The following is a 17,329-nucleotide window of genomic DNA, read 5'->3' on the forward strand; positions in this document are numbered from 1 at the left end:
TATATTACTCAGAATAATCCAACTTTCAGAATTTAAAAAAGAAGTATTTACTACAACCTGTCTAAAATAATCGCTCATTTCCTTGTTATTATTATTGCATAGAATTATTTTAGACAGTATAGGTATAAATTAAATCAAAATAGCATAATAATTTTTAACAACAAATACAATGATTTACGGATACATCAGAGTAAGTACAGACAAACAAACAGTAGAGAACCAACGTTTTGAAATCAATCAATTTTGCCAACATCAAGAAACGATAGTAGACAAATGGATTGAAGAAACTATCTCTGGTGCAAAGAATGTGGATGACAGAAAACTTGGTAAGCTCTTAAAAAAGATGAAAAAAGGAGATATCCTTATCTGCTCTGAGCTTTCAAGATTAGGAAGGAATTTATTAATGATTATGGGAATCCTTAATGAATGCATGAATCGGGATATCCAAGTTTGGACGATCAAAGATAATTACCGGTTAGGAAGTGATATCAGCTCTAAGGTGCTAGCCTTTGCTTTCGGACTTTCTGCTGAGATCGAAAGAAATTTAATTTCCCAACGAACTAAAGAAGCTTTAGCAAGAAAACGGGCGGAAGGAGTTATTTTAGGAAGGCCTAAAGGAAGTAAATCTTCAAAAACTAAACTTACAGGTCATGAAAAGAAAATTCAGGAGTTACTTGATAAAAAAGTATCCTATTCTGCAATTGGAAGAATCCTAGGGGTACACAGATTGACTGTAAGCAGCTTTGTAAGCAGACAAGAAAGTCTCCATTTAAATTAAAAATGAAAAGGTTCAGCGTGTGCTGAACCTTTTTTTATCTTAAATTATCTCTTCTCAATCAACCTCTCCAGCCTTCCCATCATCTCATCCTTCTCCTTCAGCATTCTCTCATAAAGTTCCATTTTTTCTTCATGTAACTTCTTTATTTCATCAATTGGACTAAAATTGAAAGTTGAATTTGGATTTCCAACACAAGCATTATCACCAAACGTATTAGAAATAATATTCACCGCCTGCTCCTCATCAAAATTCTGAAACGCTTCCACCGGGATTTTCAATACTTCAGAAATTCTTTTCAGTAGAGGGTCTTCAATAATTTCTTTCTGTTCCAGCAGAGAAACTTTCTTCTGGTTCCAGTCTTCTCCAAGGTCAAGAGCTAATGCCTCCTGCTTGATGCCCAGCATTTCTCTGAATCGTTTTACATTGCGTCCCTGATGTATTGTATGTTCCATGATAAATCAACATTTATGAAGTTTTAAATATAGAAAAATATTTATAAAAACTGTCCTTTAGAAACAGTATAATTACAATGTATATTCATTCTGTTTTTCTTTAGAAACAGAGAATCTACTCTCTTTCACAATTTTCTTTTTTTCACCCTCTTTTTTTCTTCAAAAACCAAGAAAAAATAAACCCCATTATGCCGTTTTCATTTTCTGATGAACACGCCTTAAAAATCTTATAACACCCTATTTTTCTATGATTTACACTCCTTATATTTGATCATACAAACCCAAAAAGCACAATATTATGGCACTAGACAATTTAATCAGTATCAGCTTTACTGCTGAAGAACTTACTCAACTGGATCAGGCATTGCAAACTATTGAAACAGTGTTATCAGGAAAAACCATCAACCTTACTCCGGAAGAAAGACAACAATACGGAAGTATTGCAGAACAGAACAAACTCTTCGTCAACAAAGCTAAAATCTACATGGAGCAATATCCCCAGTATGTTCCAAACTTTTTAGATAAGGTAGAATTCGATAAGGATTATCTGGGAAGAGAACAGGTAGAACAGCGCCTGCAAATCATGGGCTCATTAACAGAACAGCTGTCTGATACTAAAGTTTTACTGGATCACGATAACTATCACAACGCCATCACCTTCTATAGAAACATGAAATTCCTTTCAGGAGAAAATGTTCCGGGAACGAATGTTATTTATGAAGATCTGAAACAGTTTTTCGTAACTACAGCCCCTTCTACCCCTCCGATAACTCCCCCTGATGATGTAAAGAACTAACAACAATTGGTTACACAAGTATCAACAGGTGGTTATAAAGTTCAAACACCTATTTCCATAAGTATCAATACCCCCTTCCCTAAGGGGGTATTATTATTTAAAAACTGCCTGTAGGTATTAAGTGAAATGCCTCCGGCTTATTCTGAAATACCTACCGACACTTAACCAACTTGTTGCAGTTATTTCAAGACCGGTTTTTGATATATTGATAACCTGTTTCAGGGGCTTATCTATCCGGCTGTTGATACTTAAGAAATACTGACTACCACTTTTATACATGTTTAGAGTAATTGTACAAAATTGTGGATTTATCATATCCCAGGTTTTATATATAGCTCAATTTTGGAAGCTTTGTGTTGTATTTTACGGAGTTTCTTTATGTCTCTATGCATGTGATAAATTTTACATGCCTCAAAAAAATAAAATACCTTTTGATTATAATGTGACATGTTCTGTCGCTGTTCTGAGATAGTTTTGCAATATGATAGATTAAGATAATTTAATATAAAAACAAAACATATGAAAAAGGATATTCTATTGAGATAAAATAATATATCATAAAAATCATAGTTGAAATATGGGGTTTTTACGGAGTATATATTTCCCATATTAATAATATTTTTACACGTCAACAACACAAGCCTATGAAGAAAAATTATTTCTGTGCATTTACTTTATGCACAATCTTGAGTTTATCTGCTCAGGAAACGGATGTAATATGGCAAAAAGACATCAAATCCTCTACTCAGGATTTTTTAAGCCAGGTTACCACTACAATAGATCAGCAGTATCTGATCACGGGAAGCTCAATTCAGAGCGACCCTTCGACAGGCTCAGGATTAGCAGGCCAAAAACAAAACAATGGTTATGATTTTCACCTTGTAAAACTCAATCAGCAGGGAGAAGAAGTCTGGGAAAAATATTTCTCGGGGCAAAATCATGATTATTTATCTGCAACAGTTACCACACAGGATGGTGGATTTTTGTTAGCTGGAACCTCTTATTCAGGAAAAGGTCTGGATAAAAGGGATAATTCTAATGGCGGCTCAGACATTTGGTTAATCCGTATCAATGAATTTGGGGATGAATTATGGCAAAAAACGTTGGGAAGTTCTTCAGATGAAGAAGCAAGAGCCGTGATTCAAACAACAGATTTTGGGTTCTTTGTTTCAGGTAATGTACAAAATGCTGCAAAAGGTCACGGCTCAAAAGATATCTTCATTACCAAATTAGATAAAGACGGAAAAGAATCGTCGCAATTGATTTTAGGTGGAAAAGGTTTGGATGAGGTGGAAAAGATGATTCCAACCCGTGATGGAGGTGCACTACTTGGAGCATATTCCCGAAGCAATTGCAGGAGGTACAAAGAATACAGAAAATTATGGAGAAGGTGATTTTTGGGTAGTAAAGCTTTCCAAGGAAAACAAAGTGGAATGGGAAAAGAACTTTGGAGGAAAAGCAGATGATCATATCAGAACCCTGGCTTTGACTTCAAACGGATTCATCATCGGAGGAGAATCCAGATCAGAAAGATCAGGAAATAAAACAGTAGGCATTGAAGAAGGAACAGATCTTTGGCTGATTTCTTTAAATGAAAGAGGGGAAGAGCAATGGCAGAAGTCCTACAATTTTGGGAATCGTGATGTACTTATGGGTATGAATATTCTTCATTCAGCAGATGACAAATCTACAAAAGGAATTCTACTAGGTGGTTATACACAAGCTGAGGGAAGAATAGAACAGGATGATGAAACGTTTTGGCTGCTTTACACTGACCAGCAAGGGAATGAATCCTGGAGAAAATATATCAAGGGAGAATCCAGACAAAAAGAAGAAAGACTTTCAGATTTGAAACTGAACAGAGATGGTTCAATTGTACTAGCCGGAACCAGTGCTACGGAATTAGGAAAAGAAAACTGGAAGATTGTGAAACTGGGTGACAAGCAAGTTGATCAGTTAATTGAAAAATATGACATCAAAATCTACCCCAACCCTGTTTCTGATCATGCCTACGTAGAAATAGGATTCAACGACTTCAAAGAGGCAGATATTGTTTTGTATGATATGAGCGGAAGACAGCTTCAGAATCTGAAAACCAAAAACAAAGTCACAAAAATTAATACTCAGGCTTTAGTGCAAGGAGCTTATCTGGTGGCGATAAAAACTGATACTAATATAACAGCAAATGCTAAGCTTATCAAAAAATAATGTCATGAAAAAAAATATAAAATACAAGCTGTTACACTTTACAGGAATATTGATCGGAATTATAATCTCCAATATGGTAAGAGCTCAAACCCCAGAAATTAATTTTGGGGACTTTGCCCATCCTGTGGCATCTGTATCCAACTTGGCAGCTTATAATAATACCCCAGCTTCAATAGCCAGTGGTACATCAAATATATCTATTCCTTTGCTTGAGATTCCTAGCCGTTCCAAGAATATTTCATTGCCACTGGCACTGGCTTATAATTCTAAGAATGTAAAACCGCTGGAACCTGCCGGAGAAGTTGGTACAGGATGGTCTCTCTTAGCAGGAGGAGTTATTTCGAGAGAAATTATAGGCTCATTAAATGAAGTCCAATACAGTAATAATCCTTCGAGTAATTCCCCGGAAATTTTTAATGATATTTATTATTATAATTTACCGGGAGTTTCAGGAAAATTCAAATTTAACAAAAATGCAACGACTGGTAACATTGATATTCAAAGCCTTTCGCCAAATAAAGTAAAAATAACATATATCAAGGATACTGTAGAAACGCTTTATTTTACAGTATCAAGTTTTACCATTACAAATGAAAGCGGGTATCAGTATATTTTTAAAGATTATAGTGAGAGTAGTAATTCTGATGCTATTACAACTTACAGATCAGCCTTCTTTTTAAGCCAGATCAAATTGCCGGATAATACAATTATTGCAAGTTTTGAGTATAGAAAGGACAGCAAGCATGCTACCGAGGAGTGGACTTCTCCCATTGCATATCGGAGTTGTAAACTTTCAAAGATAAATACTGATGGCTTAGGCTCGGTGAGTATAGATTATCAGTATGATACAACGAAGGAAAAGACAATGAATGATCCCTACAGTATTTCACAAATTCTTTTGAAAGATGTCTGGGGAAGCTTGATTTCTGGATATAAATTCGTTTACAGCTGGACTCAGCTTTATCCATCTACTCCTTCAGATAATACCGAGGAGAAAGGAAAAAGACTGCTTACAAAACTGATAAAGATTGACAAAGACCAAATAGAGTCTGAAAAAACAAGTTTTGTATACAACCCTTATCAGGATGCTCTTAATGAGAAGTTTATTTATCCTTGTTATCCTGAGCCTGTTTCCACACCGGGTAATTTCGAATATTACCAGATGCCTGGACTATTAAAAAAAATTGTTTATCCTATGGGTGGAGTCGTGGAATATGCTTATGAAGCTCATGATTACTTTTTCAATAGAAATACGCCACAATATCTGGAAAATGTATTGGGTTCAGGAATAATAGGTGATCCATATGTCCAGGATTGGGAGCCGGTAGTTCCTGTACTCAATGTAGATACTAATCAAAGCTTAACATATACTTTAACAGTGACAGGAACTCCAGGAGTAACAAAATCAGTAGCATTACAATTTCTTGTCAGTGAATATTATCCGCCGGGAATCTGGGTTCCAGACACCCCTGATCCTAATGATCAGCCTGACCCGGGAGGTGATCCTCAACCCGGAGGACATTATCATTTTGACTTGACCTATACACTGAAAAAAAATAATGAAGTGATGAGTACATTTTGTATTTCCAATCAAGCGTCTATTTATCAATTATTACCAGGTACTTATACGATAAGTGTTTCCGGAACAGGAGGTAAAGCGCAGCTTCTAATGTCTCAGATAAAACTGAAAAACGGTCCTTATCCTAATAAGATCAGTACTTATAAGTATGGTCCGAGACTCAAAAATATCAAATATTACAGCAGCAGTACCGAAACTGTTCCATCGAAAATAGAGCAGTATAATTACGCCTCATTCAGTGACCCTATTAGCTCTAGCGGTTATATTTTCAGAAATGAAGCCGAAAGCACTAATAATTTTTTCCCTGGCTATGTATTGTATAAAAATGTATCGGTAAGTGATGGAGAGAATGGTTTTATACGTTATTATTTCAAAAATCCTGATGATTATTCAAAGACTTCATATACAGTGGAGGGAAACCCTACCAGCTTTTGGCAATACTATCCTATTACAAAATCCGGTGTATTAGAAAAGAAGGAGATATACAATGCCCAAAACCTTTTATTATCCTCTTTAGAATATGAGACAGAATATGAGACCCTTCAAAATCTTCCTGATCTGAAAATAAATGCATATGATGGGAATGCAGAAATCTATACTAAGCCTGCTTACATCAAGAATACAAAAATTATTACAAAAAATTTTTCAGGGAATGTCTTTGCAAAGACTACAAGTGAAACAAGTTTTAATCCTGACAACTTTAAAGCAGGATTTATGAAAGGAATATCTTCTGACGGCATCACAACAGAAAGCTGGATCAGGTATGCAGCAGATAAAAACAAAACACAGATGATGGATGCAAATATTTTTTCTGTACCACTGGAAACAGAGACCAAGATAGATGGAAAAATTTCAGCTAAAACAGAAAATTTCTATACTGACTCGGGAAGATTTGATCCAATATCATTAAAGGTCAGCACTACAGATAACGGAAGTAGTAAAACAGCTATAAAATATGAGGTATATGATACCTATGGGAATTTACGTCAATACATGGTAAATGTTGAGGAGAATTCAGGAAATGGATTTCCTATTGTCTTAATCTGGGGATATAACCAAACCATGCCTATTGCAAAAATAGAAGGTGCCAGACTCACAGATATAGGAACCTTAGCAGATGATATTGTTTTAAAATCCAATGCTGACAAAGATGCCCCATCTGAAACAGAACTTGTTAAAGCATTAGACCTGTTTAGGAGTAATGCTGTTTTGAAAAATTTTCAGATTACAACCTATACCTATGATCCTTTAGTAGGTGTTACCACTACCACTCCTCCTAATGGTATTCGTGAGATCTATCAATATGACAGAAGCGGAAGATTGAAAACAGTGGCCGATGTAAATGGAAATATTCTAAAGGAATATAAATACAATAACAAGCCACAACCTTAACACTTTAAATCTAATAGTATGAAAAATATTATATTGTTTCTCTCTCTGTTTCTTTCTGTTCTGGGAAAAGCACAGAGTTTAACGCAGAGTGAGAACTACGTCTACAGCAGAAACTATATGGAAGCTGTTACCACAGAACAGGCTGGTGCTGCCCAGATCCAGACTGTACAGTATATGGACGGATTGGGAAGACCCATTCAGAATATTGCAATAAAAGGATCCCCATCATCAAAAGACATTGTAGTTCCTATTACTTATGATTCTTCAGGAAGACAGACTAAAACTTATCTCCCACTACCCGCAGATTCACAAAATGGAGCTTATTTACCAGCAACGAATGGAAATACAGTAAACACCTATTATGGTGTTCCCAATGCCTATTCGGAAGCAGCTTATGAAAAATCTCCATTGGGAAGACTGGAGAAACAGGCAATGCCTGGAACAGAATGGCAGATAAACGGAACACACGTTCAAAAAATGGAATATGCCCTTAATACAGATGGGCAGGTAAAAAGATTTCGGGCTGTAACAGTGTGGAATCCGACAACAGGTATCTATGATGTTTCTCTACTATCGGGAACAGATGATGCTTATACTTCCGGAGCCTATTATAAGGCAGGTACATTGTTTAAAACCGTTTCAAAAGATGAGGATGGAAATGAAAGCCAAATATTTACCAATTCACGAGGAGCGAAAATATTGCTCCGCCAGATTAATACTAAAATAGATGGTTCTTCTGAGAATCTTGATACCTACTATGTATATAATGACACTGGAAATATAGCATTTATAATTCCACCCAAGGCAGCCGTATCCAGTACTATAACTCAAGTTCAGGCAGTGTTGAATATATTATGTTACCAATACAAATACGATCAATACAATAGGCTTGCTGAGAAAAAAGTTCCAGGGAAGGACTGGGAATATTTTGTATTTGATAAACAGAATAGGCAGGTACTGGGACAGGATGGAAATTTAAGAACCACTACGAACAATTTCGGACAAAAGGGATGGATGTTTACAAAGTATGATGCATTTGGAAGGTCTTTATACTATGGTTTCTTTCCCTCCACTGCTTCAAGAGCGGATATTCAGACGACATTGAATAATACTTCAGTTAATGTACTTAACAATGAAAAGCCCAGCAGTTCATCATTTACCCAAAATAATCTTAACATATACTACACTCAGGAAGCCTTTCCTGTTGGAAGTGTGACTGTTTTAGGAGTCAACTATTATGATGAATATCCTGTAGGGGTACCAGATAGACCTCAACAAATACAAGGGAACAGTACCCTTGCTCCTACCCCATCCTCTATTACCGTCAATGGTTTATCATCTGTAAGAAGTACTAAAATGCTTCCTACGGCATCCATTACAAGAAATATCGAAAATGAAAAATGGACTTCATCGGTATTGTGGTATGATACTTTGGGAAGGGTAATCGGGACCTATGAAGGTAATCATCTAGGTGGTTTTACCCGTACAGAAGCTTTACTGGATTTTTCAGGGAAAACAAAAGAATCCTATACTTTCCATTCAAAAAACACATCAAATACTGAAATTACAGTAAAAGACAGGTTTGTATATAATTCTCAAAATTTCCTGCTGAAACATTACCAGCAGATTGGATCCAATCCAGAAGAACTTCTTTCTGACTATACTTATAATGATTTGGGACAGATCACCAACAAGAAAACAGGAAGTACACTTCAGAGCATCGATTATTCTTATAACATCCATGGATGGCTTACCGGGATTAATGGTTCCGATATAAACAGCATGGGAACTAAGTTATTTGCCTACAGGGTAAAATATAATACTGTAGAGGGAGCAGAAGTACCAAACAACTCTTTTGACCGCCACAAAGTGAAACAGAAATACAATGGAAGTATTTCAGAAACAGACTGGAAAACAGCTTCCGGTGCTAATGAGCCATTAAGAAGATATGGTTATGTATATGATGGGGCATCAAGATTATTGGCGGGATTCTTCCAAGCTGCAACCAGTCCTTATTCTAAAGAATATAGTGAGGTGATAGGTTATGATACTGGGGGAAATATCATTTCACTGAATAGAACGGGAAGTGCTGTCAATGGAACAGCGGAAGTGATGGATGACCTTACCTATAATTATCTTAGTGGCGGAAACCAACTGGAATATGTGTCAGAGTCAGGAAAAGGAAATGCTTTGAGTGGGTATCCACTTGCCCGTGGAAAAGGAGCTTTAATGAAATATGATGCCAATGGAAATCTCACACAGCATCTGGATAAGAAACTGGAAAAAATTTCTTATAATTTTCTGAATCTTCCTTCCATAATTCCTTCTACATCTCAGACAGAAACGCTGAAATATGTTTATTCTTCTGATGGTACCAAAGTACAGATGACAAGGAATGTGGAGGTTACAGATTATCTTGGAGCTTTTCAGTACACTGCCAACATCTCTACAGGAGCACAGACTTCCTTTGTGCTGGCTAATGAGGAAGGATACTATGACTTTGTGAACAGCAGGTATGTATACCAATATAAAGATCATCTTGGAAATATAAGATTATCTTATACAAAAGGAAACATTGGACAGCCTGTAATTCTGGAGGAAAATAATTATTATCCATTTGGATTAAAACATGCTGGTTACAATACAGGAGATACAAATAATAATAAATTTAAATATCTTTACAATGGTAAAGAGTTGCAGGGTACCGGAAATCTGGATTATGGTTGGAGACAGTACATGCCAGATCTGGGAAGATGGAATGGTATAGATCAGCTGGCAGAAACTTATCACTCCACTAATCCATATGCATATGTAATAAATAATCCTGTATCTTTCACAGATCCTGACGGCCGAGAAATAGAAAGAACTACAGACGGATGGTCTTTTTCGGGAGATGATATTGGATGGGCAATGAGCTATTTCCAGAATGGAGGCAGTGTAAAAGGATTGGACAATGCTCTAGATTCATGGCATACAGGAGGAGGAACTTTTGGTAGCAATAATGATAATTTTTGGGCCAAATTTGAGGGTTTAAGTATAGCATTACCACCAGTAGCGCTTACTGGAAAATTGGGAGTAGTTTGGGCATTACAGCTCCACAATCATGTAAATACATACATGGAGCAATGGAATGAGCAAAATAACTTTTACGGTAGTAGAATTGGTAATAAGGTATTGGATGCCAAAGAATCTATTTTAGGGAAAATATGGTCTTTTATAAATCCTCGTATATGGAAAGGAGGTAATGGACTCTCATATCAGGTAAATGCCGACGGAATAGCAACCAATGTTGCGCCATTGATGGGTGATCTTCCCATAGGGGGGCCAGGAATGAAAGGGCTTATACAAGCAGAATTGGCTACGGAAAAAGGAGCGTTCTCAGTTGCTGACTGGACAAATTATCCATCTGCCATACCGAAACCTACAGGTCCTTTTAGAATACTTGAGGGAGCCGAGTATGAAGCTGCTAGAAAAGCAGCAAATAAAGCTAACCAGGCAATGAGAAAAGCAGATCCTGAGGCATATAAAGGATTGGAGATTCATGAGATTCATCCTGTTAAATATGGAGGAAGTGCTACAGATCCAATGAATAAAATAGCTATACCAAGGGATTATCATAGAAAAATAGTTACACCTTGGTGGAATGATAATATGAGATCAATTAAAAAAATACCTTAATTATGAATAGTAAATTTGAATTTCCAGAAGACTATATTTCTTTTATGAGTAATTTAAATGACAATGAAATTAACTCTGAAAATGGATATATTGAATTGTTTCCAATTGATGAATTAGAAATAATCAATAATGAATATGAAACAAATGAATTAGTTCCAAATTTTATAGCTATTGGAACTAATGGAGGAGGAGTTGGTATATTCATTAATAAAAATAATAATAGTATATATTCAATTCCATTTGTAGGAATGGAGGAAAAAGATGCTGTTTTATTAGCTAATTCATTTTCAGAATTTCTATATCTGTTTGAAAATGACGAATTAGAAATATATTAATTTATGTATAAACTTATAGAACCAGAAGTGGCAGGCAGCTTAGGAGATCAAACACAGTTAGATAATTCTTTTTTCCCTCCCCTTATTAAAAATCTTCATTATGAATTTGAGGGTTGGTTAGGAGATGATATTTTAGAATCTTTTCCATGTTATATAGTAACAGAGAGATTGAGAAAAGGTATAGAATCTGAACAGCTTTCAGGTATTAGTTTTGATCAGGTTTTAGTTTCTAAATCTGAAACTTTTTTAGAACTTTATCCTGATAGAGAACTTCCAAACTTCTTTTGGGCTAAAATAAATGGAGAATCAAATAGAGATGACTTTTTTATTACTGAAAAGAATGGTTTGGCAATATCTGAAAGAGCTTACTCGTTATTGAAGAATTATAATATAAGCCAAGCTGATGTTGACGATTTATAATAAATACTTTTTATAATCGACTCAACAAAAACTTTCTTTATAAAAAATATATGAAGTTTTATATAAAAAGGTTAAGGTAACAATGAAACAGAGCATTAAATTTAATGCTCTGTTTTAAATAAATCACAAAATAGAATTACCAAAGGATATGAAAAAAATGTTAATATGATTGGTTTCTTTTCAATTCTAATGATTTTCAGCGTGGATTAATACAAAATATAAGAATATTTTTTAAAAAAACATGTCTCAACAAGCTTCTGAAGAAAATAAAAAACTTTCTAACTATATAACAAATATTGTTGGTATTAATAAAATGATTGATCGTCATTATGACAAAGACGAAAAGATTTTTTTCGATATTTTCACCTGTGATGACCCTCTCTATCCTAGAATAAAAATTTGTGGTACGATAGGAGTGTCTGATCACCCCAATAAAATTGAAATGAATGATAATAGCTTTAAAAACATTCCAATAGAACTTTTAATTGGTGGTTACAGAGAATTCAGAATGTTGGCTAATATTCTTTCCACATCTGGGTTTTATATTGCTAATAATGGGTGGGAATGTCAACCAGGCTCAGTATTTATGAGAATCGTTGAAATGTACTTTGAAACTTCTGAAATGAAACATATTATGTTTATATCACCATTTTTGTGGGAGGATAAATTACAACCACTAAAACTTGAAACAAAAACTGTACATTGGCTTTTATGCATTCCTATTTCTGATAAAGAACTCGAATATAAAATGGAAAATGGTACATCAGCATTAGAAGACATATTTCAAAAAAAAGATATTGACATCTTTGATTTTAATAGAAAATCGGCTATTTAAGGACTTTATTTTAATAGCAAAATCCCAGCTGCCACACGAATATTTTTGTGTGGCATTTTCCTGAGCTTAGTGACTAAATAATTAACTAAAAATATGATACTATATAAAGAAATTGAAGTAAATGTAAATGATAATATTTATGTGGAAACCAAAGGGTTAAATTCTTATATATCTAAAGAAATTAGAGTTATTATTGGTAATAATCAACCTGAAAATTATATAGAGGTTATTAAGTACATTATAGATTATATTATAGATTATATTGTAGATAGTAAACCAATTATTTCTGAAAACCAAAATATTGGCTATTATTCATGGCTTTTACAATTTAGATTGGATGAAGAGAACTACTATGAGGTATATGAAGCAAACTCTGACGGTAGTGACTTTAATAAAGGTTGTGATACGGCAATTTCAGTTGTTAGAGAGCAAAGTGAAATATGTTGGCAACAAAATCTTATTCCTCTTTTTCCAAACTTCAATCAGTCCGTTGTTATTTCAGATGGCGTTTACGAAGGAAAAGATATCGAAGGAATTAGATATGACTCACCTCATGATGAGAGCGGATGGTACCTTATCACAGATGATTATGATGACAATATTAAGTCATTAAAAATGGTACATTTTTATCATGTTGCCTTTGCTCGGCCTGATATTTTAAAATATTTAGCAATACCTTTTGGCTATAGATTTATTATGAAAGAAGGAAATATTGAAATACATCAGGATGAAGAAGAATAGCCCAGTCATATTTCAGGCATGTTGTTTTCTGAATTTTAAAGCTAAAAATAGAATTTCAACCTCTTCAATCATTTAAACTTTAATCAGTCTGGGAAATCCAATTGAGGCTAAAGACGTCATTGGAAAGTTAGATGGTGTTTAATATTTTACCTGTCTAACAAAATAAAAAACACCTCTTTCATTTTATAAAGAGGTGTTTTTATATCTAATCCAACAGGCAATTATTGCTTTAATCTAACTCCCAGTGCCCGGCCCGTTCAAATATTCATTGCTGATATCTTTCTCCTTTTTAAAATCCATCTTCCCGAATTTATAGCTAAAGCTGATTCCGAAAGAGCGGTATGGCAGATCTCTTACAGAATAGGACTGATAATCTCCCGTATCTACGGTAGTAACCTGTCGGATATACTTATTGAACGGATTCGTAATGGTAAAGCCTATGCTTGCTTTTTTGTTCCAGAACTCTTTTCTGCCTGCTAAGGTGTAGGTAATGGATTGTGGATTTTTACCCTGTATATTTTTAGCCGCTGAGTTGTAATTTCCGAATACTTCCAGTACAAAATTCTTTGGAAACTGGTAATTAAGATTCAGATTGGCACGGTAACGCATTCCCATATCCAGATTACCCACATACGTATGGCTTACAATATACCGGTGAAATACCATGATATTACTTCTCAGGTTCATGGCATTATGAAAAAACGGCAAAGAAAGAGAGATGATTCCTCCGGAATTGTATTCCTTACCGATATTATCCCTTGCAGTAACCGATACATTGGTGTATTCTGTTCCATTAGCTGTGAATGTGGGATAAAATGTAGTAATCTGTTTTAAATCCTGACTGTTGATCCGCTCAACCAATGATAGGGAAATATTCCCACCATTCATAAAATTCTTTGTGTAGCCCAGTTCCATATTATCTCCTATTTCCGGCTTCAATACGGGATTTCCTGTGGTAATATTATGAGGATCATTAAAGTTCAGGAAAGGATTAAGCTCTGTATATTCAGGACGCTCTACCCTTCTTGTATAGGAGAGTTTCAGCGTTTCTCCGCTATCAAATTTATGGGATAAAATGAATGACGGAACCAATAAACCGTATGACGGGATATTGGTATTGGGAAAATCTATTTTAAGAGAGGTATATTCATATCTCAGCCCTGCTCTTACATCCAGCCAGTTTAATAATTTAAGCTTCGAAGAGAAGTAAGCAGCATAGATTCCCATATCATAATTCAAATGGTAAGACTGCAGCGGATCTGTTTCATACTGACCCGATAAAGCGTTCAGAACATGTACATCTGTGGCATTGGTAATATGCTGCTGCACGGTTTTAGCACCCATTTCAAAGGTAACATTGTCATTCAGAGGATGCACATAGTCAATTGACAGGTTATGACTGTTATCTGTTCCGGGGTTGTTCCCTGAAATTCCATTATAAGGAGAAGCGGCTCCGGACAAACTCTGTGTCTGGAAATAGCTGGTGGTAGGAGAACCATAACTGAACACATAGTCTGCTGTAAGCTCCTGCCCTTCTTTTTTAAAGGTTTTTCTGAAGCTCAGACTTCCATCGATGGAACTAACAGAAGACTGATTATCAGATGTTCTGGACCCTATGATGGATTGTACATTGGAAGTGTTATAATCCGTTATATATTGCTGCTGGCCGATCAGCCCGGTACTTTTATTGGAAAAGCTGTTAAAGGATAAAGAGCCACTTAAAGCAGATGATGTACTCATCGACCAGTCAAATCCCAATCCAGTTCTGTATCCATGTCTCTCAAAATCAGTATACCCATCCTGTAATAGATGAGTCCCTGTATTGGAGGCTGCATCTTTGGAAGTTCTGTCCTGAGAAAATGGAGTTTTTGCTTTCAATTGGGCATTTCCGCTGAAAAAGGCATTCATGCTGAAATTGTTGTTTTTATAACTCAGATTCAATGATCCGGTTTCGAATAAAGTTCCGCCAGTTGCGTTCACTATTCCATTAATTCCCTTTATTTTATTATCCTTTAAAACAATATTAATAATTCCTCCCGTACCCTGTGCATCATATTTTGCTCCCGGGCTGGAAACCACTTCAATACTTTTAATCTGACTCGCAGGAATAGATGCCAGGGCATCTGCCAGACTGTTTCCAAATATACCTGAAGGTTTCCCGTTGATCAAAAACCGGATATTTGAATTCCCCTGAAGTTCCACATTTCCATCCGCATCTACGGTTACCTGGGGAACTTTTCTCAAGACATCAATGGCTGCTCCATTCTGAGAAGTCACATCATTGGCAGCATTAAATACAATTTTATCAACTTTATTTTCAATCACTGCTTTTTTACCCACAATTGTTACTCCCTCCAGTGCTGTTTCCCCGTTGATCAATTGAATATCACCCAATGAAACAGTCATATTACCGTTACCGATCTGAATATCAGAGGTTGTTTTGTTTTTGTACCCCGCATAAAAAACAGCTATTTTGTAGGTTCCCAAAGCAATATGATCTATGGAGAATTCTCCTTTTTCATTAGAGGTAGCTCCGTTCACTTCTTTGTTATCCTGATTCAGCAGGCCAATACTGGCATGATCTATTGTATTTCCTGTTTTGGAATCTACAATTCTTCCGCTTATTTTCCCCTGATCATCCGCTTGTTGTGCATTGGCCATTCCTACAGAAAAAAATAGAGCCAATAAAATTGATACTTGTTTCACTATGATTATAGAATTATTACGGTGCAATAATGGGGATCAATTTAGTATAAATTCTGAATTTTCAATTAAAAGGGTTTAAATAAAATATAAGAGATTCCTACAACTGGCTAAGATAAAAGAGAGCTATTAAGCCTGAACTCCTACGCCCTTCATAATACTTTAACACCCATTATGCCCATTCCCCAGATAAATTTTCGTTCTTTTGCAAAAAGTTTTAATTTTAAATAATTGCATGTCGAAGTTTGATGAAATCCGGTATTTCTATGATCAGGAAGTGAATGAAAAATTAGAGAGCATTGCCCGCGATCCTATGATGAAAGCGCTGATGAGCTTTACTTTTCCTGATACTGATGAGCAGGTATGGCTGGAACAGTTTAAAGATGTTCACTCCATCAGTGATTTTCAGCATCAGTTTGTAGCTTATGCTGTACGTCAGATTCTTGCAAAAAGTTCTGAAGGATTAACGACTTCAGGCTTCGATAAATTGGATAAAAATACCTCTTACCTTTTCATATCGAACCACAGGGATATCGTTTTAGATACTTCCCTGCTTAATCTGGTATTGCTGGAAAGTGGTCTTATCATGACCGCTTCTGCCATTGGTGATAATCTGGTGCGCAAAAACTTTCTAAATGTTCTGGCTAAACTAAACCGTAATTTTCTGGTACAAAGAGGTTTGTCTCTGCGTGATCAGCTTACCAGTTCACAGAGCATGTCCGAATACATCAAAGAACAATTACTTCAGGATAACCGTTCTGTCTGGATTGCCCAGCGTGAAGGCCGTACCAAAAACGGAAATGATGCTACCCAGCAGGGTGTTTTGAAAATGCTTGCTATGGCTGCCGGAGACCACCAGTCTCTGACCGATTATTTTAAAGCATTAAAGATTGTTCCTATTTCTATATCATACGAATACGATCCTACCGATTCTTTAAAAATGCCTCAACTGCTTGCCCAGCATAGAGATGAGGAATATATTAAAGGAAAAAATGAAGATTTTACCACAATGCTCAGCGGAATACTGGGACAAAAGAAACGTATTCATCTGCATGCCGGTGACGTTATTGATGCGGAACTGGATGATATCGCAGCCACTATTGACAATAAAAATAAACAGCTGCAGGCGATTGCACAGGTGATTGACCGCTCAATCATCAGCAACTACAAGCTTTGGCCTACTAAGTATATCGCTTACGATCTCCTTCACAATACCGATACCTACGCCTCCGAATATACGGAACAGGAAAAACAGTTATTCATCCGCAGACTTGAAATGCGTATTGATCCGTCTGATCCTGTTTCCAAAGAGTATTTCTTAGCCATGTATGCCAATCCTTTGGTGAATAAGCTGAAGCTGGAAGAAGGTTTATAAGAAGAATTGACTACCAAATAATAAAAAACCACTGCTG

At 35.8% G+C, this 17,329-nt stretch carries 13 protein-coding genes; 11 read left to right on the plus strand and 2 right to left on the minus strand.

Annotated elements, in window-relative coordinates:
* The first annotated feature begins 169 nt into the window (after positions 1-169).
* Complete coding sequence (locus LKL37_RS20985) at positions 170-778, plus strand: master DNA invertase Mpi family serine-type recombinase (RefSeq protein WP_098971484.1); 609 nt, start codon at positions 170-172, stop codon at positions 776-778.
* Positions 779-822: 44 nt separating this feature from the next.
* Here the strand turns inward: LKL37_RS20985 and LKL37_RS20990 are convergent, their stop codons facing one another.
* Complete coding sequence (locus tag LKL37_RS20990; RefSeq protein WP_431612363.1) at positions 823-1,230, minus strand: helix-turn-helix domain-containing protein; 408 nt, start codon at positions 1,228-1,230, stop codon at positions 823-825.
* Positions 1,231-1,528: 298 nt separating this feature from the next.
* On the opposite strand from LKL37_RS20990, the gene LKL37_RS20995 reads away from it, so the two are divergent.
* The 9 genes from LKL37_RS20995 to LKL37_RS21035 all read left to right on the plus strand — a co-directional run bounded on the left by LKL37_RS20995 (position 1,529) and on the right by LKL37_RS21035 (position 13,214).
* On the plus strand, positions 1,529-2,026 hold the full coding sequence (locus tag LKL37_RS20995; RefSeq protein WP_431612364.1) for a hypothetical protein: 498 nt from the start codon (positions 1,529-1,531) through the stop codon (positions 2,024-2,026).
* Positions 2,027-2,670: 644 nt separating this feature from the next.
* On the plus strand, positions 2,671-3,420 hold the full coding sequence (locus tag LKL37_RS21000; RefSeq protein ID WP_431612365.1) for a hypothetical protein: 750 nt from the start codon (positions 2,671-2,673) through the stop codon (positions 3,418-3,420).
* Complete coding sequence (locus tag LKL37_RS21005) at positions 3,341-4,234, plus strand: T9SS type A sorting domain-containing protein (protein WP_431612366.1); 894 nt, start codon at positions 3,341-3,343, stop codon at positions 4,232-4,234. The genes LKL37_RS21000 and LKL37_RS21005 overlap by 80 nt, the downstream gene beginning before the upstream one ends.
* A gap of 4 nt (positions 4,235-4,238) precedes the next feature.
* Positions 4,239-7,205 carry a hypothetical protein gene (locus LKL37_RS21010; RefSeq protein WP_431612367.1) on the plus strand — a complete coding sequence of 989 codons (2,967 nt, stop codon included), beginning with the start codon at positions 4,239-4,241 and terminating at the stop codon, positions 7,203-7,205.
* Positions 7,206-7,223: 18 nt separating this feature from the next.
* Positions 7,224-10,883, plus strand: a complete 3,660-nt coding sequence (locus LKL37_RS21015; protein ID WP_431612368.1) for a DUF6443 domain-containing protein — start codon at positions 7,224-7,226, stop codon at positions 10,881-10,883.
* 2 nt (positions 10,884-10,885) lie between these two features.
* Positions 10,886-11,218 (plus strand): SMI1/KNR4 family protein, encoded by a 333-nt coding sequence (locus LKL37_RS21020; protein WP_431612369.1) that lies wholly within the window; start codon positions 10,886-10,888, stop codon positions 11,216-11,218.
* A gap of 3 nt (positions 11,219-11,221) precedes the next feature.
* A complete protein-coding gene (locus tag LKL37_RS21025) occupies positions 11,222-11,638 on the plus strand; it encodes a hypothetical protein (protein WP_431612370.1) in 417 nt (138 codons plus the stop codon).
* Between the two features lie 241 nt (positions 11,639-11,879).
* Positions 11,880-12,473: a suppressor of fused domain protein gene (locus LKL37_RS21030; RefSeq protein WP_431612371.1), complete on the plus strand. Its 594-nt coding sequence runs from the start codon at positions 11,880-11,882 to the stop codon at positions 12,471-12,473.
* A gap of 93 nt (positions 12,474-12,566) precedes the next feature.
* Complete coding sequence (locus tag LKL37_RS21035) at positions 12,567-13,214, plus strand: immunity protein Imm33 domain-containing protein (RefSeq protein ID WP_431612372.1); 648 nt, start codon at positions 12,567-12,569, stop codon at positions 13,212-13,214.
* 234 nt (positions 13,215-13,448) lie between these two features.
* Here LKL37_RS21035 and LKL37_RS21040 read toward each other — a convergent pair whose 3' ends face one another.
* Positions 13,449-15,920: a TonB-dependent receptor domain-containing protein gene (locus LKL37_RS21040; protein WP_431612373.1), complete on the minus strand. Its 2,472-nt coding sequence runs from the start codon at positions 15,918-15,920 to the stop codon at positions 13,449-13,451.
* A gap of 232 nt (positions 15,921-16,152) precedes the next feature.
* On the opposite strand from LKL37_RS21040, the gene LKL37_RS21045 reads away from it, so the two are divergent.
* A complete protein-coding gene (locus tag LKL37_RS21045) occupies positions 16,153-17,292 on the plus strand; it encodes a 1-acyl-sn-glycerol-3-phosphate acyltransferase (protein WP_431612374.1) in 1,140 nt (379 codons plus the stop codon).
* Positions 17,293-17,329: the final 37 nt, after the last annotated feature.

Source organism: Chryseobacterium sp. 'Rf worker isolate 10', from assembly GCF_050753305.1.
In the GTDB taxonomy this organism is placed as follows: Bacteria; Bacteroidota; Bacteroidia; order Flavobacteriales; family Weeksellaceae; genus Chryseobacterium.